Origin of the sequence: Halorubrum aquaticum (assembly GCF_900113615.1) — an archaeon.
Taxonomy (GTDB): Archaea; Halobacteriota; Halobacteria; order Halobacteriales; family Haloferacaceae; genus Halorubrum; species Halorubrum aquaticum.
Map to the genome: position 1 here is coordinate 1 of NZ_FOPZ01000008.1, position 24,336 is coordinate 24,336.

A 24,336-nucleotide genomic window follows, 5' to 3' on the forward strand; every position below is an offset into this window, starting at 1 on the left:
CTCCCTTCCGTGCCGGACGGTTAGTCGGTTTCGGGTCGACCTCGGTGCGACCGCGAGCGCGAAACGGGAAGCACGTCCAACGACCGCGATCTCGACTATATGTCGTTCCGAGGCGAAGAACACGTCTAAATCCCCCGGCCGTAGGGCTCGCACGGCTCCCCCGTTGCGTCCCACCCGATCACACAGCCCCGCACCTCACGCCTCCCCACCTCACGCCTCCCCACCTCACGCCTCCCCACCTCACGCCTCCCCACCTCACGCCTCCCCACCTCACGCCTCCCCACCTCACGCCTCCCCAGCCTCGCGATTCGCGCTCTCCGAGCGCTCATCGCGTCCCTCGCGTTCCGTCTCGCGAGCCTTCGGCTCGCTCGCGGGAGCGCGCCACCACACTCGATCGAACGAGCGGAGCGACGGCCGATCGCCACGCCTACCTTTAGGTCGCCCGGCGTCGTACCGCCGCACATGGCGCGAATATCCGTTCTCGACGAGGAGGTGTCGCTCTCGGAACCGACCCTGGTCGAGGGGTTCCCGGGCGTCGGGCTCGTCGGCAAGATCGCGACCGACCACATGATCGACGAACACGGGATGGTCCACTACGCGAACGTCCACTGCGACGGGCTCCCGCCGGTCGCCGTCTACCTGGAGTCGGACTCGGCGGCGACGACGCCGGTGCGGCTGTACGCGGACCCGGAACGCGACCTCGTCGCGCTGCGCAGCGACGTGCCGGTCCACCCGAGCGCCGCCGCCGAGGTCGCGAACTGCCTCGACGGCTGGCTCGACGAGACCGGAACCTTCCCCGTGTTCCTCTCGGGGCTCGGCCGCGAGAAGGACGAGGATCCGCCGTCGCTGTACGGGATCGCGACCGGCGACGGCGGCGAAGCGCTGGCGCGCGCGGAGGTATCGGACCCGCCCGAGTCGGGGCTCGTCTCCGGGCCGACCGGCGCGATGCTCGCGGCGTCGTTGGAGCGGGACCGCGACGCGGTCGGGCTGATCGTGGAGTCCGACCCGCAGTTCCCCGACCCCGAGGCCGCACGGGTCCTCATCCGCGACGGGATCGACCCCGTCGCCGGGACGGAGACGCCGACCGACGGCCTCGTCGACCAGGCGACGGAGATCCGCGACGCGAAACGACAGCTCGCCGAGCAAATGCGGCAGGCGACCGAGGAGAGCACGCAGGCGGAGCCGTTGAAGATGTTCCAGTAGCGCTATCGTTCGATCGACTCCGCCGCAGGGCCGGCCTCCAGTTCGTCGAGGATCGGCCGGTACTTGAGCTGGATCTCGTCCCACTCGCGGTCGGGGTCGGAGTCGCCGACGAGGCCGACGCCGGCGAAGAGGGTCGCCCGCCGCGGGCTCGCGACCGCGGAGCGGATCGCGACCGCGAACGCGCCGTTGCCGGCGGCGTCGATCCAGCCGACGGGAGCGGCGTACCACCCTCGGTCGAACGGCTCCGTCTCGTGGATCGTCTCGAGGGCGCGATCGGGCGGGAGGCCGCCGACCGCCGGCGTCGGGTGGAGCGCCTCGACGAGCTCGAGCACGTGCCGGTCCGCGTCCAGCTCCGCGGTGATCGGCGTGTGGAGGTGTTGGACCGTCGCGAGCCGCCGGACGCGACGGTCGCCCGCGGCGATCGACGCGGCGTACGGCTCCAGTTGCTCGCGCACCGTCTCGGCGACGAGCTCGTGCTCGTGGACGTTCTTCGCGTCGCCGAGCAGCTCCTCGGCGAGCCACTCGTCCTCCGCGGGCGTCTCGCCCCGGCCGGTCGTCCCGGCGAGCGCGTCGGTCTCGACGGTTCGGCCGCGAAGCGAGACGAGCCGTTCGGGCGTCGCCCCGAAGAAGACGCTTCCGCCGTCGTCGGGCTCGAAACAGTAGCGGTGGCAGTCGGGATACTTCGCGGCGAGCCGTTCGAGGGTCGCCGCTCGGGGGAACTCGTTCTCGAGGTCCGCCTCGAGCGCCTGCGCGAGCACCACCTTCCGCAGTTCGCCGCCGTCGATCCGCTCGAGCGCGGCGGCGACGCTCTCGCGCCAGGCCTCCCGGCTCGTCGTCCGCCGCTTCCCGCGGATCCCCGGCCGGTCGGGTCGCGGACCGTCGCTCGAGCGTCCCGCCAGTCGCTCGACCTCGCGGTCCAGGCGTCGCTCGACCGCCGCCGGCGACGCGTCGGATCCCGCGTCCGTCACCGTGAGCCAGGTCCCGTTGTCGGCGAACGTGACCTGGACGCGGGGCAGGACGAACCGCGCCTCCGGAAACGGCTTCCACGGGTCGCCGGCGCAGGCTCCCTCGTGGAAGGCGAACCCGCCGAACACGCGCGGCCGAGCCGCCTCCGTTCCGGCGTGGACGTCGCCGGAGTCGAACAGGTCGTCGGTCGCCTCGCGGATCGCGGCGAATCGATCGGTCCCGCTCGCGGCCAGCGTCGCGGCCGCGCCGCCGGCCAGGACGAGCGCGTCGTCGGGGGCGCTCCAGACCGTCCGCGGCGTCGGGAGCGCGTCGAACGCCGTCGCGAACGCGGGCGACTCGACCGCGGTCGTGCGGCTAACGAGCGTCGGCGACGACGTCGAACGCGCCGGTTCCATTGAAACGAGTTCGGGACCGGAGGCTCTTAAGCGTGTCAACTCCCCCCGCGTCCGGGAGGTCAAAAGGAGCGGGTCGTCGTCGAGCCGCGCTCGGTCGGCGGCGACCACGGTGTACCGCTCGCCGACCTAGCTGTACCGCTCCTCGTTCCACGGGTTCGCGGTGTCGCTGTAGCCGCGCTTCTCCCAGTAGCCCAGCTCGCGCTCGGTCAGGAACTCGATGCCGGAGACCCACTTCGCCCCCTTGTAGGCGTACTTGTGGGGCGTGACGACGCGGAGCGGCCCGCCGTGGTCCGGCGGGAGGTCCTCGCCGTCGTAGCCGTACGCGAGGAGGACGCCGTCGCGAGTACACTCCGACAGCGGGAGGTCCGTCGTGTAGCCGTCGAGCGCGTGGAACATGACGTGTTTCGCGTCCGCGTGGACGTCCGCGCGCTCCGCGATCTCGGCGAACTCGACCCCGGTGAACTCGCAGTCGAACTTGCTCCAGCCGGTGACGCAGTGGAAGTCCTGTCGCTGGGTGACCGCGGGGAGTCGCTTGAAGCCCTCGAGCGACAACGAGAGCGGGTCGTCGACGGCACCCCAGACCTCGAAGGTCTCGTCGGGTCCCCACGAGGGGGTACCGCTCTTCGAGAGCACCGGGAACCGGTCCGTCTCCCGCTGTCCCGGCGGGAGTCGATCGTCGCCGTACTCGCGGTAGAGGCCGGTGAGGTCCTCGACCCCGTCCGTCCGTGTCTCGGTCATACTCCGGATACGGGCTCGGGAAACGTATGGGTACCGTTCCGGCCGCCGTCGAAGCGCCGTTTCGGAAACACCGCACCGATGATGTGTGATACGAAAATATCGTTTCGAAAGCAAACAGATCGAGTTTCGGATCACCCGAGTTTCGACGCTACATTTATATACACTATCCTGTTAGACGCGGCCAAGAGAATGCCACGGGTGAAGATAACCGTCCCGGAACACTTGGAGATGCAGATCACACAGATGGTGGAACAGGGTGAGTTCCTCAACCGCGAGGAGGCCGTCGAGGAGCTCCTCTCGACCGGGATCAAGGCGTACAAGACCAGCGGACCCATGGAGGACGACGACTCCGGCGGGTTCGAGGACGAGGGGATGATGGGCCACGAGGACGAGTACGTCTTCTGAACGTCGCCGCCGCGCCGGTCGATTCCCGGTTCGGTCGCCGAACCGTGCGTAACACCCGCAACAACGCTTAAACAACCTCGGACACGTATTCGCCAGTATGCACAAGGACGAACTGTTAGAGCTCCACGAACAGATGGTGACGATCATGGAACACTTCAGGGCACAGGAGACCGTCGACGAGGGGCTCTTCGACCCGTACGACGAACTCGACGTCGACCCCTCACACGTCCACAAGTCCAAGAGCGAGCACAAACACGCCGTCTTCGTGCTCGGGAACGCGCTGGCGAACGCGATGAGCGAGGACGAGTTCTCGCCCGCGGGCCGGGTCGGCAAGCGGATGAAGGAACTCGCCGACGACGCCGAGAACAAGATCTGAGGTCCCACGTCGGCTCCGCTCCACGGCCACCGCGTCGACCCGCGAATTGATATGCGATCAGTCGCTGTAGTGGGTGTATGGCCCTCGAGGCGTTGCCGGCGGACGCCGTTCACCTGCTGATCGCGGGTGCGGCGGCGGCCGTCGCGCTCGCGGCGGTGTACGCCTCGGATCGACCCGCCGGGGCGTGGGGACGGCGGCTCCGCTCGCGGCTGCTTCTGGGCGTTCCGTGGGGAACCCTCCTCGCCGTCGGCTTCGTGATCGGCGTCTACCTCCTCGTACAGAGCGGGATCGAGAACCCGAACCGTCCGGTCGTGATCCCGTTTCGCGCGTGGTCGTACCTCTATCCCGAGGGGATGCTCTGGGCGGGCTTCTCACACGCGAGCCGGGGGCATATCACCGGCAACCTGCTTTCGACGCTCGTCGCCGGGACGCTCGCGGAGTACGCGTACGGGCACTTCCCGCGCGAGCGCGGGAGCGAGACGTTCGGATCGCTCCGGAGGAACCCGTACGTCCGGGCGTTCTGTGTCGTCCCCGGCGCGATCCTCGCTTTCGGAGTGGTCTCGTCGCTCCTCGCGCTCGGGCCGGTGATCGGCTTCTCGGGCGTCGTCTTCGCGCTGTGGGGGTTCGCGCTCGTCCACTACCCGGTCGGAACGATCGCCTCGTTGACGGCCGCGACGCTCGCGAGCGTCGTCTACGAGACGGTGCGAACGCCGGTGGAGATCGCGGAGGCGACCCCCTCGTTCGGCCCGCCGAGCTGGGCGAACATCGCGATCCAGGGACACGCGCTCGGGCTGATCGCCGGCGTGCTCGTCGGTGCCTGGCTCCTCCGACGGCGGTCCCGGAGACGGGCCTCGAAAGGCGATGCCTCGGGCGGACGCGTGAGTGGGCACCTTCCGAGGGGACGGTCCGGCCCGTCGTCCACGTCGGCGCTCGTCGTCTTCGCAGCCGTGCTGCTCTTCGGTGCGTCGCGTCGCTTGTGGGCGGTTTACTGGTATCTGGGCAACGCCCGGTACGAGCTGTACCGCGCGCTGGGGCTCGCCGGGGTCCTCGCGCTCGCCGCGATCGTCGCGGTCGCGGTCGCGGGGCGCGAGGAACCGCTCCGGCCGACGCTCGCGGTCCCGGAGCCGCGAACGATCCGCGGGAGCGTCGCGTCGGCGACGCCGGCGGCGGTAGGGTTGCTGTGTCTCCTCGCCGCCTTCGCGGCCGTGGCCGGCCCCGCGGTCGTCCCCAACCTCGTCACGGTCGGCGAGGGGGACCTCCCGGGCGACCCGGTCGAGGTGGAGGGGTACCAGGTGACCTACGCGGAGGACGTCGAGGACCGGACGGTGAGCGCGATCGACATCGAGGCGTTCGGTCGCTCCACGTCGGTGCGGACTTCGGGGGTGATCGTCGCGAACCCGGACCGGGAGATCTGGACCACGGCGGTCTCGAAGGGGAACCTCGCCTTCTGGGGCTACCGCGCCGTCGACGTGGGCGGGACGGGCTGGCGCGAGACGGTCTGGGTACAGCGCACCGGGTGGGTCGCCGTCGGCGGGAACGCCACCTACCGCGTCGACGCGGTCCGCGAGGAGAACCGGTCGACGCTGTTCGTGAGCGACGCGGCCGACGCGGAACCGCGTCTCGACGGCCGGAACGTCACGGTCGCGGCCGTCGAGGGCGGGTTCGAGCTCCGCGTCGCTCACGGGGGGACGAACGAGACCGCGCCGATCCCGCCGGGCAACGAGTCGGTGACGCTCCGCGGTGTCGAGTTCGTCCGCGAAGAGGAGGCGATCTACGCCGAGCGCGGCGACTCGCGAGTCCGAGTCGCCGACCGGGAGCGGTACGAGGGGCGCGAGCGGAGTTGAGGGCGGGTGGAGAGGTCGACGAGAGGGGCGTTCAATCCCACTCGATCCGGTACACCTCGACGTCGAGTTCGCGGGACGTCTCGGCGTGGTGGTCGAACTGGGCGTCGACGGCGAAGTCGGCGGCGAACGCGTGGGTCACCTCGCCGCCGTTGTCGGCGGCGAACGCCTCGAGGAACTCGCGGCTCCCGGCGTTGTGGACGGAATAGGAGACGCTCGCGAGGTCGCTCGCGGTCGCGAGGAACGACCGGTCCGCGTTGCGGTTGCCGTCCTGCGCCCCGAACGGCGGGTTCATCACGACGGTGACCGGTTCCGTGAAGTCAACCGGCGGTCGCGTCGCGTCCCCCTGTATCCAGTGGACCGGGGCGCTCGCGGCGACCCGACGCTCGTTGCCCCGTGCGGTGGCCAACGCGGTGCGGTCGAGTTCGACGCCGACGACGCGCGCGGGACCGCGGAGCGCGGCCGCAAGCGCGAACATTCCCGTTCCGGCTCCGAGGTCGAGGACCGTCCGGCCGTCGACGTCTCCCTGGAGGTCGGCGAGGTGGACGACGTGGGCGGCGAGGTCGGGAGGGGTGGGGTACTGCTCGAGGGCCACGCGGGGGTTCTCGAACCCGGCGACGACGCCGAGTTTCGTCGCGAGCGAGCGCTTCGTCGCCATGCGCTCAGGCGGCGGGGTGGTCGCCGTCGGCGTCGGTCGCGGCGTCGCCGACTCGAACGAACTCGACCCCCTCGCGACGGGCGCGCTCGGCGAGCGCCGACAGCGTCGGTTCGACGGCGTCGGCGTCCGCGACCTCGTCGAGCCGGACCTCGATCCGGCCGGCTCCGAGGAACGCGGCCGCGCGGACGAACCCGCGCAGCCGGTCCGCCTCCTCGCCCGTCGCGAGCGGACAGTCGTCCGCGAAGCAGGCGTCGACCGAAAGCGCCGCCGGGTGATATCCCCGCGCGGAGAGGCCGGACTTGAAGTCTCTGAGGTACTCGGGTGCGGTGCTCTCGAGGTCGGCCGCGTCGACGACGATCGGGTCTATCTCGGCCGGACGACAGCCGTCTATCGCCGCGTCGATCCCTCGTGGCTCCGTGGTGCTCATACGCGTCATAGTTTCTAGTTATACAAAAGCTTTGTTGAATGTCTAGTAGTAATAATACGGTCGCCGGCGGCGTCGGTCACGTTTCGTGTTCGGACGACGACGACGGAACCCGTCGTCCCGGCATCGGCACCGATTCGACACCGACGACGATCGGCGTTTTACGCGCATCAACGGGCGTGTGAGGCGTATCTTCTGGTTCCATCGGCATCGGGCGTTCGTGTTTTCTCTCCAACATCTGTGAAAAAGTCTTAAATACGCCAATGACCAGAAACCTTATAATGGAACGTCCGAGCCGGCAGCGCCAACGGGAGCGGGACACCGAGCGAGAATCGGACGAGGACGCGATCACCTGTCCCGAGTGTGACTCCGCCGAGATCGTCACCGACGCGGACCAGGAACTGGTATGTGAGGACTGCGGGCTGGTCCTGGACGAACAGACGATCGACCGCGGTCCGGAGTGGCGGGCGTTCAACCACTCCGAGCGGCAGTCGAAGTCCCGGGTCGGCGCGCCGATCACGGAGACGATGCACGACAAGGGGCTGACGACCACGATCGACTGGAAGGACAAGGACGCGTACGGCCGGTCGCTCTCCTCGGAGAAGCGCTCGCAGATGCATCGGCTCCGGAAGTGGCAGGAGCGGATCCGGACGAAGGACGCGGGCGAGCGGAACCTCCAGTTCGCGCTCTCGGAGATCGACCGGATGGCGAGCGCCCTCGGCGTTCCCCGGTCGGTTCGCGAAGTGGCCTCCGTCATCTATCGGCGCGCGCTCTCGGAGGACCTCATCCGCGGGCGCTCCATCGAGGGCGTCTCCACCGCCGCCCTCTACGCCGCCTGCCGGCAGGAGGGGATCCCCCGCTCGCTCGACGAGGTCGCGGAGGTGTCCCGCGTCCCGCAAAAGGAGATCGGCCGGACGTATCGCTACATCTCCCAGGAGCTCGGCCTGGAGCTCAAGCCGGTCGATCCGAAACAGTTCGTCCCGCGGTTCGCCTCCTCGCTCGAACTCAGCGAGGAGGTCCAGTCGAAGGCGACCGAGATCATCGACGTCTCGGCCGAACAGGGGCTTCTCTCCGGGAAGTCACCGACCGGATTCGCCGCCGCCGCCATCTACGCCGCCTCGCTTCTGTGTAACGAGAAGAAGACTCAGCGTGAGGTCGCCGACGTCGCCCAGGTCACCGAGGTCACCATCCGAAACCGCTATCAGGAGCAGATCGAGGCGATGGGCTTCCGCTAGCCGGCCCGGACGGGGCGACCGTCGCCGGAGGATCGGGTTTTTAATCGACACCCGGCGTAGCGTCCGACGAGATGTACGACGACATTCTGGTGCCGACCGACGGGAGCCCCGCCTCCGACGCCGCGATCGAACACGCGATCGATCTCGCGGAGCAGTACGGAGCCCGCCTCCACGCGCTCTACGTCGTCGACGGCTCCGCCTACTCGACGCTGGAGGCCGGATCGGAGATCGTCGTCGACGCGCTCGAATCGGAGGGCGAGGAGGCGACCGCACGCGTCGCCGACGCCGCGGCCGACGCGGGCGTCGAGGCGACGACGACGGTGAGCTCGGGAACCGCCTACCGATCGATCCGCGACTACGTCGACGAACACGGGATCGACATGATCGTGATGGGTACACACGGCCGGAAGGGGCTCGACCGGTACCTGCTCGGGAGCGTGACAGAACGGGTGGTCCGGACCGCCGACGTCCCGGTGTTGACCGTCCGACAGCCGAACGATGAGTGAGTTCCGTCCCCGGCGGCCGCTCACTTGACCATGCGCGACTGGCTCTCACACCGCGTCGTCTCCTCGCCCGACGAGATCGGACTGGTCCGCGCGGAGGACGGGGAGGCCTGGACGTACGCCGACCTCGATCGGCTCGTCTCCGAGACCGCGGGTCGGCTCGCCGCACACGGAATATCCGAAAACGACCGTCTCGGCGTGCTCACACCGCCGTACGTGGGAACCGTCGGACTCGTCCACGCGACGATGCGCGTCGGCGCGACGTTCGTCCCGCTGGGCGAGGACCTCACCCCGCGCGAGCTGGGTGAACGGGTCGAACGGGCCGACCTCGACGCGGTGGTCTGTGCGGAGTCGACCGAGTCCGACGCGCTCGCCGCGGTCGAGGACGTTCCGCTCCTCTCCGTCGACGAACCCGGCGACGCGGCGGTCACCGCCGTCCACGACGTCGACCCCGACCCGGTCGACGCAGTCGAGTGGACGTTCGACGACCCGCTCTGTATCCTCTTCACCTCGGGGACGACCGGCGTGCCGAAGCCGGTTCCGCTCACCGCGGGCAACCTCTACGCCTCGGCGGTCGCCTCAGCGTTCCGTCTGGGCGTCGATCCGGACGACCGCTGGCTCGTCTCGCTCGCGCTCCACCACATGGGCGGGCTCGCGCCGGTGTACCGGGCGGTGCTCTACGGAACGACGCTCGTGCTCCGGGAGGGGTTCGACCCCGGCGGCACCGCGGACGACATCGACCGGTACGACGTGACCGGGGTCTCGCTCGTGCCGACGATGCTCGAGCGGATGCTCGACCGCCGGGGGACGCTCGCGGACTCGCTGCGGGTCGTCCTCCTCGGCGGCGCGCCGGCCCCCGAGGAGCTGATCGAGCGCTGTCGGGACTACTCGATCCCGGTCTACCCGACCTACGGGATGACCGAGGCCGCCTCACAGGTCACGACCGCCACCCCGAAGGCGACCCGCGATCGCCCCGATACGGTCGGTCGTCCGGTGTTCGGTACCGACGTCACCGTCGTCGACGAGGCGGGCGAGCCGGTCGGCGCCGGCGAGACCGGCGAGGTCGTCGTCGACGGGCCGACGATAACGCCGGGATACCTCGATCCGGACGCGACCGGCTCGGACGTGACCGACCCGGACGCGACCGACTCGGAGTTCGGGCCGTACGGCCTTCACACCGGCGACGTCGGTACCCTCGACGAGGAGGGCTACCTCTACGTGTTCAACCGGCTCGACGACCGGATCGTCACCGGCGGCGAGAACGTCGAGCCGGGCGAGGTGTCCGACGTGCTGGCGGGCCACGCCGCGGTCGACGACGTCGCCGTCGTCGGCCTCTCCGACGACGACTGGGGCGAACGCGTCGCGGCGCTCGTCGAGGTCCGGGATCGACCGAGAGGCGGAGGCGTGAACCGGGAGGACGCGGCCCCGAACGACGAGCGTGACGGCCTCGATGACGAGGCCGAGACCGACGGGACCGAGGTCGACGACGTGGAGGCCGCCGATGACGAGGACGGTGCCGTCGACGGGAGGGACGACGTTTCAGGGAACGGGGCCGACGGCGACGGGTCGGAAGCGGTCGACGAGCGGGACGACGACACGGGCGACGACGATCTCGGGATCGACCCCGAAGGGGCCACGGGGACCGGGAACGGAACCGACTCGGCGGGCGTCGACCCGGCACTCGACGACTCGCTCCTCGCGTTCGCCCGGGACCGGCTCGCCGGATTCAAGATCCCGAAAACGGTCGCGTACACCGACGAGATCCCGCGAACCGTCTCGGGGACGATCGACCGCGACGCCGTCCGCGAGCGGCTCCGCGAGACGGGCCACGACCCGCGCGACGGGTTCGGGGTCGGCGGGTTCGAACCCGCCGACCCCGAACCCGCCGATTCCGAGTCCACCGACCCCGAACCGGCGGATCGGACCGACCCCGAGCGGGCCGGTCCAGCCGATCCCGGCGACACCGCCGGCTTCGAGGGAGCGGACGGGTCCCTCGACGCCCACGGCGTCGAACCGGAACGAGCGCGGACCGACCTCACCACGGAGGTCTTCAGCGGGGACGGTCCGGAGGGCTCGGCGGAACCCGAGGACGATCGCGTCGATCGATCGTCGAACGACGACGAGGGGGAAGACGGAGAGAACGGGGAGGACGGAAACGACGGGAACGACGAGAAGAACGGAGACGACCGAGAGGGCGGGGACGACGACCCGCCCGAGCAGGAGCGATGAGCACGTCGTGCGTCTCCGCCGCGGGATCGCGAACGTGATCGATCCCACCGCCTTCCGCGGGCGGCTGCTCGCGACGCTCCGGGTACAGTATCCGGACGTGCTCGCCGACGCCGGCGTTCGACTGCTTCATCCCGTGACGGGGGACCCGTACACGGACGACCGGCGTCACCTCGTCGCCACCTGTCGGTCGGTCGCCAACTTCGCGACCGGCGCGGTCGCCGGGGGCCCCGACTGGTGCGTCGACGCCGCCGAACACGGGCTCGCGTTCCTCGAGTCGGCTCACCGGTCCGAGGCGGGGGGCTACCGCCTCGTCGTCGACGCCGACGGGGAGCCAGTCGATCGGACCCGGTCAGCCTACGGACACGCGTTCGCGTTGTTGGCGTACGCCAGGGCGGCCGAAGCCGGGATCGACGGGGCCACGACGGGAGTCGACGCGACCGCCGACCTCCTCGAGGAGCGCTTCCACGACGGGAGCGGCTGCCTCCGCAGCGACTGCGACCCGGACTGGCGGGAACGCGAGCCGTACCGGGGACAGAACGCGAACATGCACGCGTGTGAGGCGTACGTCGCGGCCTACGAGGCGACCGACGACCGGTCGTCCCTCGAGCGCGCGAGCCGGATCGCCCGCCGGATCACGGTCGATCTCGCGGCCGAGACCGACGGCCTGCTCTGGGAGCACTACACCGAAGACTGGGAACACGACCTCGACTACAACGCCGACGAGCCGCGCCATCGGTTCCGGCCGCCGGGATACCAGCCGGGACACCACCTCGAGTGGGCGAGGCTCCTCGCGCTGCTCGACCGATACGGCGCCGGAAACGCGCCGGACCACGGGTGGGACGCGCGGGCGACGGAGCTCTTCGATGCCGCCGTCGACCTCGGCTGGACCGACGGCGGGTTCGCGTACACCTTCGGGGCCGACGGCGGGGTCCTCGTCCCCGACCGCTACGGGTGGGCGCTCGCGGAGGGGATCGGGGCGGCCGCGGCGCTCGCGGAGCGCGCCGCCGGGACTGGCGATGGAGGCGAGGACGGAGACGGAGGCGACCGGTTCCGGTCGTGGCTCGTCCGGTTCCTCGACGCCGCCGCGGACTACCGGGGGCCGGCCGGCGTGTGGTACGAGAAACGGCTCTCCCCCGACGACGGCGGCGACCCGGTCGCGCCGGAGCCGCCCGGCGTCGAGCCGGACTACCATCCGGCGAGCGCGTACTACGAGGGGTGGCGGTCGGGACGGATCCGCGAGGAAGCGCCGGAGTGAGGCGCCGACGCGGAGCGCGAACCCGGTCGGCGCCGGCGAGACCGGCGAGCCCGGCGAGCCCGTTTAGTCGCCGTGGACCGTACCGGCGCCCGGTGACACGCGTGTACGTCCCCGACGACCGACCGGAGACCTGCCCCGCCTGCGGCGACCCATACGAGTCGGCGTCGCGGCACGCGGGCGGTTTCGCGGTCAACCTCCGCGACAACGAGCGCTACCGGCGGGTGTGTTTCCACCCGACGACGACCGCGGAGGGCGAGCCCGCGCTCGATTGCTTTCACCACACGCACGCGCAGGCGACCGGGGACGGTGTGGAATCGTCCGATGACGCCCCCGACTCCCCCGTCCCCGCGGAACGCTCTTGACCGAGGCGGTCGATCGCTCGCGCATGGAGTTCACCGTCGTTCGGGGCGACATCGCGGAGGCGTCGGCCGACGCGCTCGTGAACGCCGCGGGTACGAGCCTCCGGATGGGCTCGGGGGTCGCCGGCGCGCTCAGACGCGGGGCGAACGGCCCGATAAACGAGGCGGCGATGGAGCAGGGCCCGGTGGATCTCGGGGGCGTCGCCGTCACCGACGCGTTCGACCTCGACGCCGAGGTCGTGGTCCACGCCGCGGCGATGCCCCACTACGGGGACGGTCGCGCGACCGCCGAGAGCATCCGGGACGCCACGCGGAACGCGCTCTCGGCGGCCGACGAGCGGGGCTGTACGTCGCTCGTGACCCCCGCGCTCGGCTGCGGCGTGGCCGGGTTCGACCTCGCGGAGGGCGCGCGGATCATCGCCGAGGCGATCCGCGAGTACGACCCCGAGACCCTGCGGGACGTGCGGTTCATCGCCTACTCGACCGGGGAGTACGAGACGGTGAGCCGCGTCGCCGACGCGGTCCGCGGGGAGGACGGGGACGGAGACGAGGACGGGGAGTGAGACGGGCCGAACCGACCGACCTCAGAAGTCCTCGCCGCTCGTGATCGAGGTGTACGCGCCGATCAGCGAGCCGGTGAGTTCGACCTCCTCGAGGACGGCGTGTTCGTCGACCACCGTGTTCTCGACGTCGCTGTCGGCGACGGTCGCCTCGGGGAAGACGACGGTGCGCTCGAGTTCGCTGTCCGTGACCTCGGCGCCGTCCATCACGTGGACCACGTCGCCGATCTCGGAGTTCTCGACGGTCGCGCCGTCGGCGACGAGGCTGTCGCCGTCGAGCGCGTACTCGACGGTGTCGAGGTAGCTGTCGGCGGTGCCGATGTCGAACCACGCGCCGTCGAAGGTGAACGCGTGGACCGGCTCGCGCGACTGGAGCCACTGGAGGAACCAGCCGGGCTCGTCCGGGTTGTTGTCGTTCTCGAGGTACGTGGCGAGGTCGGGGAGCGTCTCGGCGGGGAACGCGTAACACGCGATGGAGACGAGCGTGCTCTTGGGGTCCTCGGGCTTCTCCTGGAAGTCGACGACGCGGTCGCCCTCGAGCTCGACGAGCCCGTACGACTTCGCGCGCTCCAGCGACCCCACGTCGTAGGCGGCGAGCGTCGGCGTCCCCTTCCCCTCGAAGAAGTCGGTGAACTCGGCCAGATCGAAGCTGATCAGGTTGTCGCCGGCGACGACGATCAGGTCGTCGTCGACGCCCTCGCGGTCGACGAGTTGCGCCAACGCGCCGACGACGCCGAACTTCTCGTCCTCCTCGACGGTCTCCTCGATCGAGAGGGTCGGCTTCTCGAACTCGCTCTCGGCGAGGTAGTCGTCGAAGGTGTCGGCGAAGCGCTCGTTGGTCGAGACGAACACCTCGTCGACCCGGTCGTCGGCCTCGAGGTCGGCGAAGATCTCGTCGATGACGGTCCGTTCGCCGACCGGGAGGAACATCTTGGGTCGGTCCTTGGTTATGGGCCAGAGCCTCGTCGCGTATCCACCGGCAAGTACCACTGCCTTCATACACCTACCCGTGAGGGCGAGCGACATACTTCTTGTGACTGTGTCACCGTCTCGAAACTCCGTCGTCGTTTTAATCCGCCCCGACGAGCGGGACACATGGAGACGACCCGCCAGCGGATCGCCGACGTGCTCCGCGAGGAACCGCGGACCGCGAGCGGGATCGCGGCCGAGCTCTCGGTACCGACGCCGACCGTCTACGAGCACCTCGAACACGTCTCCCGGTCGGTCGACGGGGAGGAGTCGTTCCTCGTGTCGCCGCCGACGTGTCGCGACTGCGGGTTCGACGGCTTCGACGACCCGCTCAACGCGCCGTCCCGCTGTCCGTCGTGTAAGAGCGAGCGGATCGACGAGCCCGCCTTCGTGATCCGGTAGGCTACCGACGGATCAGAGCCGGTCGAGGAGCGCCGCCGCGGCCGCAGTCGAGGAGCCCGGCCCGCGCGCGGTGAGCAGGTCGCCGTCCTCGGTCACGCTCTCGTCGGCGTCGAGCTCGGCGTCCCACTCCGCACCGGCCAGCCGGACCTCGTCCTCGACCCAGTACGGGAGCTTCCGGCCGTCCGGCAGGACGTCCTCGTCGTCGACGATACCCTCCTCCCACTCGTTCGGGAAGCCGGTGACGGAGCGCCCCTCGACGAGCGGCGTCCCGTCGGCCTCGCGGGTGAACGCTAAGATCCCGACGGCGTGACAGACGACGAGCGCGACGCCCTCCTCGCCGGCGACCGCCTCGAGCAGGAGCTGTCGGGCGTGTCGGTCCTGGTTCACGTCCCAGACGGTGCCGTGGCCGCCCGGGAACACGACCGCGTCGTGGTCCGCGGCTGCGACCGTCGCGATCGGTTCGGGGTCGTTCAGTTCGGGGTGTTCCGCGTCGACCTCGCGGTACTCCTCGGCGACCGCCTCGCCGCCGGCGGCGTCCGGCTCCAGCGATCGCTCGTCGACGACGGGCGGCGAGCCGGAGGGCGTCGCGACGGTCACGTCGACGCCCTCCGATTCGAGCGTCGAAAGCGGCTCGATACACTCCTCGGCCCAGTACCCCTCCTCGCTCACGACGAACAGCACGCTTGTCATGTGTGTCCGGTCGTTCGGGCGCGCGACCCAAAAGGAGTCCGTGCCCGGCAGCGATCGGGGGCTATCGGGCGGGTCCGACCGCGACACCGGCGTCCACAAGACGTATGGCGCGGCTCGGCGAACCGCCACCGATGCCCCGCACGACCCGCAGACGAGCCCTCCTCGCGGCGGCGTCCGGGATCGCGGCGCTGGCCGGCTGTGCCGGCTCCAGCGAGCACTCGGCGAGCGTCCCGGCGCCGATCGAGAACCGGATCGACGACTACGAGGTTCACCGCGTCCGCAACGAGGCCGGAACGCCGCTCTTCCACCGGGAGGACGCCCGGTCGGCCGACGACGCCGAGGACGACGGCGACGGAAACGACGATTCCGATGACGCCGACGGCGACGCAGGGGGTGACGAACCGCGCTACCGCGGCGGCCGACGCGTGCTCGTCTCCGCGGACGACGTCGCGGACCTCGCGTTCGCGGACGTGCCGGAGGCCGAGGAGCTACGGAGCTTCGTCGCCGAGACGGACTTCGAGACCGCGTCGGTGTACCTCCTCTCGATGCCGATCGAGGAGTGTTACACGGTCAGTCTCCGATCGGTTTCGGTGGAGACGGACGAACTCGAAAACGGGGAGCTCCATCCTCACGCCCAGTTCTGTCAGAGCCTCCGACCGGCAGATGTCGAGTGTGAGACCGACCGGATCCACGCCGTCGGGTTCGCGATCCGGCTGCCCATGGCGGCCGAACGGTCGACGGGCAGCGGCCGCGGAATGTCGGGGTCTTGCCCCTCGTCGCCCCGGGGCGAGCCGTTCGATCCGGAACTCGAGCCCGCGAACGGAGGTGACGGGGAGTGACCTCGCGCCGATCGGTGCTCGCCGGGCTCGGGAGCGCCGGCGTCGCCGCCCTCGCGGGCTGCGCCGGGTTGCGGTCGTCGAACGACGACGAGCCCGCCGGGACCGACGTCGACCTTCGGCCGGACGCGGTCGAGTCCGTCGAGTGGCCCGCCTCGCCGTTCCCGGTCGCGGTCCCCTCGTCGCTCGCGGCGGCCCACGAGGCGCGGGCCCGTGAACTGCTCGATGCGGTCCCGGCGGACCCGGGGGACCCGGACGACTCGGAGGACCCTCCGATCCCCAACGCCGCCGTCGCCCGGGAGCTCCGCAACGAGCGCGAGCGCGCCGCCGAGCGGCTCGAGAGCGGTTCCGACCGACCGTGGGCGACCGGGCGGCTCGCGGAGTGGCGCGGGATACGGAGCGCCGCCGCGACCGTCCGCGGTACCCACCGCGCGGCGACCGGCGAGGACGACGCGGCGGCGGTCCGTGAGCGGGGGCGCGCGGTGCGCGAGGACCTCGGGTCGTTCGTGGCCGACCACGAGTATCGCGCGCGCTCCCCACGGGAGGCGGTGCTCGCGCACGCGCCGGTCGAGGACCTGGTCGCGGCGTGTCGGCGTCGCGTCCGTCCGCGGCCGGAGTACCCCGCCGACCCGCTCGCTCGCCCGTTTCGAGCCGGCGAGGCCGTCGGCCGGGTCGAACGCGCTCGGGCGTCGCTCGACGACGCGACCGGACTGCTGGAGGCGTACCGCGTGGAACGCGCCGAGACGGCCTCACAGTGGGCGTCGCTGATCGGGTCCGCTCGGCGCCTCCGCGCCGCGGTCGGTCGCGAGCGGTCCACCGTCGGGGAGTTCCTCGCCCGCGACGATCCGCCCGTCGACGACGACCTGCGCGGGACGGCCGCCGGCCGGCTGTTCACGGAGGCCAGCTACCGCGCCGAGTCGCTGGCCGAGGACGTCGAGGAGCACGTCGACGACGGGGCTCCCGCGACGGCCGTCGTCGAGGCCGGGCGGGCTCTCGTCGCGCTCGAGGCGCTCGGAACGGCGGTCGAGGGGATCCGGGACGGTGCCTATCGCGACGCGGTGACTGCCGAGTCCGTCGACCGGATGGACGACCGGGCGCGGGAGTCGCTCGCCGGCGTCGCAGAGAGCGACGACCCGCGGCTCGCGGCGCGGATCGCCCGGCCCGCCCTCGAGACGCACGCGTCCGCGGCGCGTCGCGTCGAGGAGAGCTACGCCGACCCGGCCCGCGTACAGGGCGATCTCGTGCTCGTCGACCTCTACGCTCGGGCCGTGCCCGTGGCGACGAGGTTCGTGCTCGACCGGATCGAGTGACTCCGCGGCGATCGAGTCGGATCCGGCGGGAAAACGCGGTCGGCGTCGTGACGGCGGGCGGAAAACGTGACGGGTGCGAAACGAGGGTGCCGGGAGGGGTTGGGGGGAATCGTCTCGTCGTCAGACGGACTACTCGTCGCCCTGGGCGTCGACGATCACGACCTCGCCGTCCTCGACGGTGACGTTGATCAGCGTCTTCACGTCGTAGTCGGTGTCGTCGAGCTCGTTCTCGCCGGCCTTCTTGATCACGGCGACGACGTCGACGACCTCCGCGCCGACCTCCTTGGTGAGCGCGTCGAGGATCGCCTTCATCGTGCCGCCCGTCGAGAGCACGTCGTCGAGGACGAGCACGCGGTCGCCCTCCTCGACGTCGTTGATGTACATCTCCGACTCCGAGTAGCCGGTCTCCTGGAACAGCGGGACCTCGCCGTCGAGGCCGTACTGGCGCTTGCGGATGACGACGAGCGGGATGTCGGTCATCAGAGAGAGCGCGGTGGAGATGTGGATCCCCATCGCGGCGGGGGTGACGATCTTGTCGACGTTCTCAAGCTCCGCCTTCCGGATGATCCGGATGACGATCTCCCGGAGGAGCTCCGGTTTGAGCATCGGAACGCCGTCGCTGATCGGGTGGACGAAGTACTGGTACTCGCCTTTCTCGATGATCGGCGCGTCGAGGAGCGACTGCCGCAACTGGTCCATGTCGCCGGTACTCGGGCGGCTTAATAAAGCGTGGCGATCACACTTCCTCCCGGGCGTCGATCTCCGTGTAGATGTACCACGCCGCGGTGTACGCCGATAAGAAGAGCAGGTAACCGACGACGAGCCCGGCGGTGCGTCGCGCGTCGAGTCCGCCGGGAAGCGTCGCGGACAGGACCGCGAGCGCGACGAGGAACACGAGAAACGAGAAGAGCCCCGAGAGCGCGTAGACGCCGAGATCGGAGGTGAGTCGGTCGCGCATGACACGATCCACGGGAGCGCCCGGTAAACCGGCGTCGATTCGCCGGGGACGACCGTCCCGGAGCGTTCGCGGATTGCAACCCCTATATGCCCCCGGGTTCACGAACGGGTATGAACGGGAACCGGTTCGGTCGCCTCTTTCAGGTGACCACCTACGGCGAGAGCCACGGCGACGCGATGGGCGTGACCGTCTCGGGCGTGCCCGCGGGCGTCGAACTCGACGAGGACGCGATCCAGGCACAGCTCGACCGGCGCAAGCCGGGCCAGTCGATGATCACCACCTCGCGGGGCGAGCCCGACGAGGTCGTCGTCAACTCCGGCGTCCAGGACGGGTACACCACCGGTACCCCGATCGGGATGGTGATCCAGAACAAGGACGCGCGTTCGGGCAAGTACGAGCCGTACGTCACCGCGCCGCGGCCCTCTCACGGCGACTACACCTACTCCGCGAAGTTCGGGACGCGGAACTGGGGCGGCGGCGGCCGCTCCTCCGCCCGGGAGACCGTGAACTGGGTCGCCGCGGGCGCGGTCGCAGAGCAGGTGCTCGACGCCTCCGAGTACGACGTGGCGATCAAAGCCCACGTCAACCGCATCGGCGACGTCGAGGCCGACGAGGTGAGCTTCGATCAGCTTCTGGAGCGCTCGGAGGAGAACGACGTGCGGTGTGCCGACCCCGAGGCCGCAGCCGAGATGCAGGAGCTGATCGAGGAGTACCAGGAGGAGGGCGACTCCATCGGCGGCTCCATCTACTTCGAGTGTCGGGGCGTTCCGCGCGGGCTCGGCGCGCCGCGGTTCGACGGGTTCCCGAGCCGGCTGGGGCGGGCGATGTTCTCCATCCCGGCGACGACCGCCGTCGAGTTCGGCCTCGGGAAGGAGGCGGCCGCGGTGACCGGCAGCGAGCGCAACGAGGACTGGACGTTCGACGACGGCGAGTCCTTCGAGCACGTCGAGAGCGAGGCGGACGACCCGGTCCCCGTCGGCAACGACCACGGCGGGCTCCAGGGCGGGATAACGACCGGCGAGCCGATCTACGGCGAGGCGACGTGGCACGCGCCGACCTCGATCCCGAAGAAGCAGCGCTCGGCTGACTGGGAGACCGGCGAGGAGAAGGAAATACAGGTCGTCGGACGACACGACCCCGTACTCCCGCCGCGGGCGGTTCCCGTCGTCGAGGCGATGCTCTACTGTACGGTCCTCGACTTCATGCTGCTCGCCGGCCGGATCAACCCCGACCGCGTCGACGGGAACCCCGGCCAGTACGACACGGAGTACCACCCGAGCAGCCCGCGAAACGAGTAGTCCGCTCTTCACCGTCGTCTCTTCCCGGTCGTCTCCGATCATCACAAGCGATCCCGGCGCGCGTGAGACGAGGGGTGGAACCCCGAGGAACGCGCGCGAGGGAGGCTGAGGGGACTCGCCGGATCTGCCGGCGAGTCACCGAGGCCGAGGTTGGGGAGGGATGAGGTGCGGTCGCGGTCGTCGATCGCGTCGCGCCGGCTTACACCCTCGACTCACGCGTCCGGCGACCACTCGCAGGCGTTCCCCGCGGTCAGGTCGTTCTCGTCGACGTGTGCGGAGAGACAGGCGTAGTTACAGAAGTAGGTCGGCGACCCGCAGTTGTCGGCACAGTCGCGCACGCAGATCGGGTCGTGATCGAAGATCCGCGACCCGCAGTAGGCACACGCCTCGTCCGGTTCGGGCGTCGAAACGGTAGTCGTGGACATGCCGAACCAGACGGCACCGTCCGGCGAAAACGTTTCGTGGTCGGTCGCGCGGGTCGTCACACCGTCACGACGGCGTCGACGACGACCAGCAGGACGAACCCCCCGAGGAAGGCGGCGGTCGCCGCGTCGGCGTGCCCGTGGCCGTGCGAGGAGGGGATCAGCTCGCGGAAGACGACCGCGAGCATCGCGCCCGCCGCGAACCCGGCCGCGACGGGAAAGAGCCCGGTCGAGAGCGAGACGAGCGAGAAGCCGACCGTCGCGGCGATCACCTGCGGGACCGTCCCCGAGAGCGCCGTGTACGCCAACACCCGGAGGTTCCCCATCCCGGTCTCGGCCATGGGGATCGCGAACGCGAACCCGTCCGGGACGTTCTGGAGGCCGATCACGACCGCCAACACGAGCGCGACCTCCTCGAGCCCGGACGCGAACGCGACGCCGATCGCGAGCCCCTCGGGCGCGTTGTGGAGGGTGATCGCCCCGCCGACGAGCAGCGCCCGGCGGAGCGCGGCGTCGATGGTCGCGGGCGCCCCGTCCCCGCCGGAGTCGGCCCCGCCGCGGGCCTCCTCGCCGGAGCCGTCCTCGGCCGCTCTCCCGCTCCCCGCCATCCCCGCGACGTCCGCGCGGGTCGCGCCGCCCTCCGCGCGCCACCCGCGATACCGGGCGTGGAGGTGCGGGATGAGTCGGTTGCCGATGAGGAGGCCGAATCCCCCGACGAGGAGCCCCGAAAGCACCGCCGTGAGGCTTCCCTCCTCGGTTCCGGGGAGGATCAGCCCGAACACGCTGGCGGCGACCATCAGTCCGGCGGCGAGGCCGAGGGCGGCGTCGTACGTCCGGTGGCTCACGCGAGCGCGGACGAACACCGGGAGCGCGCCGAGTCCGGTTACGAGCCCGGTCACGCCCGCGATCCCGATCACGGTCGGGAGGTCGGTCATGGCGGGTGATTCCGGCGAGGAGACATAAACCCGCGTCACCCGGCGTCACTCGTGGCGCGTGAGTACTCCCCTCGCGCGGTATTCCGCCGGCGACCTCCTCGAGCGGTAGGTCAACCTACTCATACGCCCGCGCGCGTGCGTCGGGTTTATAACCCGGCACGGACTATTCCCGCCAAGTTCTATGCCAGAGGAGACCGAATACGGAGCCGGCCAGATTCAGGTCCTCGAGGGCCTTCAGGCCGTCCGCAAGCGTCCGGCGATGTACATCGGGTCCACGGACGGACGCGGGCTCCACCATCTCGTCTACGAGGTCGTCGACAACGCCATCGACGAGGCGCTCGCGGGCCACTGTGAGGAGATCGACGTCACGGTTCACGAGGACGACTCCGTGAGTGTCCGCGACGACGGTCGCGGGATCCCCGTCGACACCCACGAGAAGTACGACCGGCCGGCACTCGAGGTCATCATGACCGTCCTCCACGCCGGCGGGAAGTTCGACTCGAAGTCCTATCAGGTCTCGGGCGGCCTCCACGGCGTCGGCGTCAGCGTCGTCAACGCGCTCTCCGAGCGCCTGGAGGTCGAGGTGAAACGCGACGGCGGCGTCTACAGACACGAGTTCGAGCGGGGCGAGCCCGCCCCGGACGGGTTCGAGCGCGTCCGCGACATGGACTCCTCGGAGGGAACCGGGACCTACATCCGCTTTTGGCCCGACGACGAGGTCTTCGAGACGACCGACTTCGAGTTCTCCACGCTCTCCAGCCGGCTCCGCGAGCTCGCCTTCCTCAACTCCGGCGTGGCGATCACGCTGGCGGACGAGCGCGACGGGAACCGCGAGACGTTCCGCTACGACGGCGGGATCCGCGAGTTCGTCGGCTACCTCAACGAGACCCGCACGCCGATCCACGACGACGTGATCTACTTCTCCGACGAGGACGAGGGCGTCCACGTCGAGGTCGCGATGCAGGCGACCGAGGAGCTTCAAGGCTCGGTCCACGCGTTCGCGAACAACATCAACACCCGCGAGGGCGGCACCCACCTCACGGGGTTCAAGACGGCGCTCACCCGCGTCATCAACGACTACGCGAACGAACACGGGCTCGTCGACGACCTCGACGCCAACCTCAAGGGCGAGGACGTCCGTGAGGGGCTCACCGCAGTCATCTCGATCAAACACCCCGACCCGCAGTTCGAGGGGCAGACGAAGACGAAGCTCGGCAACAGCGAGGTCCGCGGCGTCGTCGAGTCGGCGACCCACGCGAAGCTCGGGACGTTCCTCGAGGAGAACCCCGACACCGCCCGGAAGGTCGTTCACAAGGCCGCGGAGGCCGCGCGGGCACGCAAGGCCGCGAAGAAAGCCGAGGAGTTGACCCGCCGGAAGTCCGCGCTGGAGTCGACGGCGCTGCCCGGTAAGCTCGCTGACTGTCAGACCCGCGACCCCGCGGAGGCGGAGCTGTTCGTGGTGGAGGGCGACTCGGCCGGCGGAAGCGCCAAACAGGGCCGCAACCGCGAGAACCAGGCGATCCTCCCGCTCAAGGGGAAGATCCTCAACGTCGAGAAACACCGGCTCGACCGGATCCTCGAGAACGACGAGATCCGCGCGCTGATCACCGCGATCGGCGCGGGGATCGGCGAGGAGTTCGACATCGACGACGTCCGGTACAACAGGATTATCCTGATGAGCGTCGACGGCGAGGAACACGGATTCGTTCGCGACGCGGACGGAAACACGCGGTTCGTGGAGATCGGGGAGTTCGTCGATCGCGTGGTCGAGGCCGACGGAACCGGCTACGAGGACCACGAGGTCCTCTGTTTCGGAAGAGACGACAATCGGACGAAGTTCCGACCGATCGATCAGGTTATCCGGCACGAGATCGACGAACCGCTGTACGAAATCGAGACTGACTACGGACGGAACCTGAAAGTCACCGCCTCGCACAGCGTCTTCGTCCACCGCGACGGCGAGATCGAACTCGCGAGAGGCGACGAGATCGACGCCGGCGATCAGGTCGTCGCACCGCGATCCGTACCGCTTTCCGGCACGCGTGACGGGGAACGGATCGACCTTCTCGCGGAACTCGTCGAACGGTCCGACGAGTTCGACTCCGAACTGTTCGCGCGCGGCCCCGGGATCGAGGAACTGTTCAAAGAGCGGGTCCGCGAGGAGTACGCGACGGACGGCGGAGCCGTGGCTCGGGCCGAGCCGCGAGTCGAGGCTCCCGAATCGGTTCGGTCGACGCTTCGCGAACAGCGAGAGGAGACCGGGCTCACACAACAGGACGTCTGCGACGCGGTCGGAGTCTCCCAGCCCATCACGGTGTCGCAGTGGGAGCGAGGGAACTCGCGTCCGACCGTCTCGAACTTCCAGGCGTACTGTGACGCCGTCGGCGTCTCGGCGTCCGCCGTGATGGAAAGCGTGTCTGTCACGGACTCGCTCCTCGATCAGCGCTGGAACGATCAGTACGAGGGCGCACAAACGAACCGCGTCCGCGATTACGTCCGAGTGAGCGAACTCTCCGTCGACGACCTCGACGAGATACCCGACGACGCAACCGTACGACTGACGCCACAACACCACGCGGATCACGGTGTCGATCGGTACGTCGAACTCGACGAGACGCTCTTCGAGTTGCTCGGCATCTACGCGGCAGACGGGTCGAGCTCACCGCGGAACGGCGTTCGACTGGCGATAGGTTCGAACAACGAGTCGCTGGCCGAGAGGTATCAGGACGCGTTCGATCACGTGTTCGGAATTCCGGCGAAGCGGAGTCGGAACGCCGACCGCGTCGACGAAGTGAAGCTCGTCAACCGCGTTGCGGCCGTCGTCTGGGAACACGTGTTCGGATTCGACGGCTCCGAAGCGAGCGAGAAAGCGATCCCGGACCTCGTCTTCGACGTCTCATCGGAATGCCAGCAGGCGTTCCTCCGTGGCTATCTCCACGGAGACGGGACGGTGAACGAAGAGCGGATCGCGTGGTCGACGACCTCGCGTCAGCTCGCCAGCGGAGTGATGTACCTGCTCTCCGCGCAGGGCGTGGTGGCGTCCCACTCGAAGACGGATGTAGAGGACTTGGAAGGCGGGTACGAAACGAACTCGGCCAGCCACACCGTCACCGTGTCGGCCCGGTCGGATCTCGCGGAGATACGAGACGTCTGGGAGCCGCACCGGAACGGCGACCGCCTGCGCTCGAAGGTCGAGGACGGGTGGGACAACCACGGAACGCGGAAGTACCGTGACATATCTGAGGATCTCGTCGGACTGGAGGTGAGGCGGGTCGAAGAAGTGGAACCGTCCGGACGATACGTGTACGACTTCTCCGTCGAAACCGACGAGAACTTCGTCGCGGGGATGGGCGGACTGTGCGCCCACAA

At 69.8% G+C, this 24,336-nt stretch carries 24 protein-coding genes and 2 pseudogenes; 16 read left to right on the forward strand and 10 right to left on the reverse strand.

All coding sequences use genetic code 11. The annotated features are described in order from the left end of the window. Nucleotides 1-462: 462 nt before the first annotated feature. Entirely contained in the window at nt 463-1,203 is a 741-nt protein-coding gene (locus F3H10_RS08390; RefSeq protein ID WP_149784333.1) for a proteasome assembly chaperone family protein, read from the forward strand. A gap of 2 nt (nt 1,204-1,205) precedes the next feature. Here F3H10_RS08390 and F3H10_RS08395 read toward each other — a convergent pair whose 3' ends face one another. Both F3H10_RS08395 and F3H10_RS08400 read right to left on the reverse strand, forming a co-directional pair. Further along, entirely contained in the window at nt 1,206-2,564 is a 1,359-nt protein-coding gene (locus tag F3H10_RS08395) for an isochorismate synthase (RefSeq protein WP_149784334.1), read from the reverse strand. A gap of 126 nt (nt 2,565-2,690) precedes the next feature. After that, nucleotides 2,691-3,302 carry a molybdopterin-dependent oxidoreductase gene (locus F3H10_RS08400; protein ID WP_149784335.1) on the reverse strand — a complete coding sequence of 204 codons (612 nt, stop codon included), beginning with the start codon at nt 3,300-3,302 and terminating at the stop codon, nt 2,691-2,693. A gap of 189 nt (nt 3,303-3,491) precedes the next feature. Between F3H10_RS08400 and F3H10_RS08405 the strand changes: the two genes are divergently transcribed. From F3H10_RS08405 to F3H10_RS08415, 3 genes are all read left to right on the forward strand, one after another. Continuing rightward, entirely contained in the window at nt 3,492-3,707 is a 216-nt protein-coding gene (locus F3H10_RS08405; protein WP_066415053.1) for a ribbon-helix-helix domain-containing protein, read from the forward strand. 97 nt (nt 3,708-3,804) lie between these two features. Further along, nucleotides 3,805-4,083, forward strand: coding sequence for a UPF0058 family protein (locus tag F3H10_RS08410; protein WP_066415056.1), 279 nt, complete (start codon nt 3,805-3,807; stop codon nt 4,081-4,083). A 77-nt stretch (nt 4,084-4,160) separates the two neighbouring features. Next, entirely contained in the window at nt 4,161-5,927 is a 1,767-nt protein-coding gene (locus F3H10_RS08415; RefSeq protein ID WP_149784336.1) for a rhomboid family intramembrane serine protease, read from the forward strand. Nucleotides 5,928-5,958: 31 nt separating this feature from the next. Here F3H10_RS08415 and F3H10_RS08420 read toward each other — a convergent pair whose 3' ends face one another. Together F3H10_RS08420 and F3H10_RS08425 are read right to left on the reverse strand one after the other, a co-directional pair. Next, nucleotides 5,959-6,582, reverse strand: a complete 624-nt coding sequence (locus F3H10_RS08420; RefSeq protein ID WP_149784337.1) for an METTL5 family protein — start codon at nt 6,580-6,582, stop codon at nt 5,959-5,961. A gap of 4 nt (nt 6,583-6,586) precedes the next feature. Beyond that, nucleotides 6,587-7,009: a hypothetical protein gene (locus F3H10_RS08425; RefSeq protein ID WP_149784338.1), complete on the reverse strand. Its 423-nt coding sequence runs from the start codon at nt 7,007-7,009 to the stop codon at nt 6,587-6,589. Nucleotides 7,010-7,287: 278 nt separating this feature from the next. Between F3H10_RS08425 and F3H10_RS08430 the strand changes: the two genes are divergently transcribed. From F3H10_RS08430 to F3H10_RS08455, 6 genes are all read left to right on the forward strand, one after another. After that, a complete protein-coding gene (locus F3H10_RS08430) occupies nt 7,288-8,241 on the forward strand; it encodes a transcription initiation factor IIB (RefSeq protein WP_149784339.1) in 954 nt (317 codons plus the stop codon). 71 nt (nt 8,242-8,312) lie between these two features. Further along, a complete protein-coding gene (locus tag F3H10_RS08435) occupies nt 8,313-8,747 on the forward strand; it encodes a universal stress protein (RefSeq protein WP_142987209.1) in 435 nt (144 codons plus the stop codon). Nucleotides 8,748-8,777: 30 nt separating this feature from the next. Then, on the forward strand, nt 8,778-10,973 hold the full coding sequence (locus F3H10_RS08440) for an AMP-binding protein (RefSeq protein ID WP_149784340.1): 2,196 nt from the start codon (nt 8,778-8,780) through the stop codon (nt 10,971-10,973). Between the two features lie 34 nt (nt 10,974-11,007). Continuing rightward, a complete protein-coding gene (locus F3H10_RS08445; RefSeq protein ID WP_223174274.1) occupies nt 11,008-12,228 on the forward strand; it encodes an AGE family epimerase/isomerase in 1,221 nt (406 codons plus the stop codon). A gap of 101 nt (nt 12,229-12,329) precedes the next feature. Next, nucleotides 12,330-12,590, forward strand: a complete 261-nt coding sequence (locus tag F3H10_RS08450) for a hypothetical protein (RefSeq protein ID WP_149784435.1) — start codon at nt 12,330-12,332, stop codon at nt 12,588-12,590. Nucleotides 12,591-12,613: 23 nt separating this feature from the next. Beyond that, nucleotides 12,614-13,150, forward strand: coding sequence for a macro domain-containing protein (locus tag F3H10_RS08455; protein ID WP_149784342.1), 537 nt, complete (start codon nt 12,614-12,616; stop codon nt 13,148-13,150). Nucleotides 13,151-13,171: 21 nt separating this feature from the next. Here the strand turns inward: F3H10_RS08455 and F3H10_RS08460 are convergent, their stop codons facing one another. After that, nucleotides 13,172-14,146, reverse strand: coding sequence for a sugar phosphate nucleotidyltransferase (locus tag F3H10_RS08460; protein WP_149784343.1), 975 nt, complete (start codon nt 14,144-14,146; stop codon nt 13,172-13,174). Between the two features lie 96 nt (nt 14,147-14,242). Here F3H10_RS08460 and F3H10_RS08465 point away from each other — a divergent pair, with 96 nt between their 5' ends. Continuing rightward, complete coding sequence (locus F3H10_RS08465) at nt 14,243-14,518, forward strand: transcriptional regulator (RefSeq protein WP_149784344.1); 276 nt, start codon at nt 14,243-14,245, stop codon at nt 14,516-14,518. 12 nt (nt 14,519-14,530) lie between these two features. Here the strand turns inward: F3H10_RS08465 and F3H10_RS08470 are convergent, their stop codons facing one another. Next, entirely contained in the window at nt 14,531-15,208 is a 678-nt protein-coding gene (locus tag F3H10_RS08470) for a DJ-1/PfpI family protein (RefSeq protein WP_149784345.1), read from the reverse strand. Between the two features lie 131 nt (nt 15,209-15,339). Between F3H10_RS08470 and F3H10_RS08475 the strand changes: the two genes are divergently transcribed. Together F3H10_RS08475 and F3H10_RS08480 are read left to right on the forward strand one after the other, a co-directional pair. Then, entirely contained in the window at nt 15,340-16,047 is a 708-nt protein-coding gene (locus F3H10_RS08475) for a hypothetical protein (protein ID WP_149784346.1), read from the forward strand. Then, the gene (locus tag F3H10_RS08480) at nt 16,044-17,354 is read left to right on the forward strand and encodes a hypothetical protein (protein WP_149784347.1); all 1,311 of its coding nucleotides are present in this window, start codon (nt 16,044-16,046) and stop codon (nt 17,352-17,354) included. The genes F3H10_RS08475 and F3H10_RS08480 overlap by 4 nt, the downstream gene beginning before the upstream one ends. Before the next feature lie 129 nt (nt 17,355-17,483). Here F3H10_RS08480 and hpt read toward each other — a convergent pair whose 3' ends face one another. Further along, nucleotides 17,484-18,053, reverse strand: coding sequence for a hypoxanthine/guanine phosphoribosyltransferase (hpt, locus tag F3H10_RS08485; protein ID WP_149784348.1), 570 nt, complete (start codon nt 18,051-18,053; stop codon nt 17,484-17,486). 37 nt (nt 18,054-18,090) lie between these two features. Then, nucleotides 18,091-18,312, reverse strand: a complete 222-nt coding sequence (locus F3H10_RS08490; protein ID WP_149784349.1) for a hypothetical protein — start codon at nt 18,310-18,312, stop codon at nt 18,091-18,093. 110 nt (nt 18,313-18,422) lie between these two features. On the opposite strand from F3H10_RS08490, the gene aroC reads away from it, so the two are divergent. Further along, nucleotides 18,423-19,610 (forward strand): chorismate synthase, encoded by a 1,188-nt coding sequence (aroC, locus tag F3H10_RS08495; protein ID WP_149784350.1) that lies wholly within the window; start codon nt 18,423-18,425, stop codon nt 19,608-19,610. A 212-nt stretch (nt 19,611-19,822) separates the two neighbouring features. Here the strand turns inward: aroC and F3H10_RS08500 are convergent, their stop codons facing one another. After that, nucleotides 19,823-20,035, reverse strand: a complete 213-nt coding sequence (locus F3H10_RS08500) for a hypothetical protein (RefSeq protein WP_149784351.1) — start codon at nt 20,033-20,035, stop codon at nt 19,823-19,825. A gap of 56 nt (nt 20,036-20,091) precedes the next feature. After that, nucleotides 20,092-20,967: a ZIP family metal transporter gene (locus F3H10_RS08505; RefSeq protein ID WP_149784352.1), complete on the reverse strand. Its 876-nt coding sequence runs from the start codon at nt 20,965-20,967 to the stop codon at nt 20,092-20,094. 181 nt (nt 20,968-21,148) lie between these two features. Between F3H10_RS08505 and F3H10_RS16500 the strand changes: the two are divergent. Continuing rightward, nucleotides 21,149-22,657: pseudogene (locus F3H10_RS16500) on the forward strand (DNA gyrase subunit B); the annotation flags it as partial. Further along, nucleotides 22,643-24,331 (forward strand): annotated as a pseudogene (locus F3H10_RS16505) (LAGLIDADG family homing endonuclease); the annotation flags it as partial. The pseudogenes F3H10_RS16500 and F3H10_RS16505, both read left to right, overlap by 15 nt. Between the last annotated feature and the right edge of the window lie 5 nt (nt 24,332-24,336).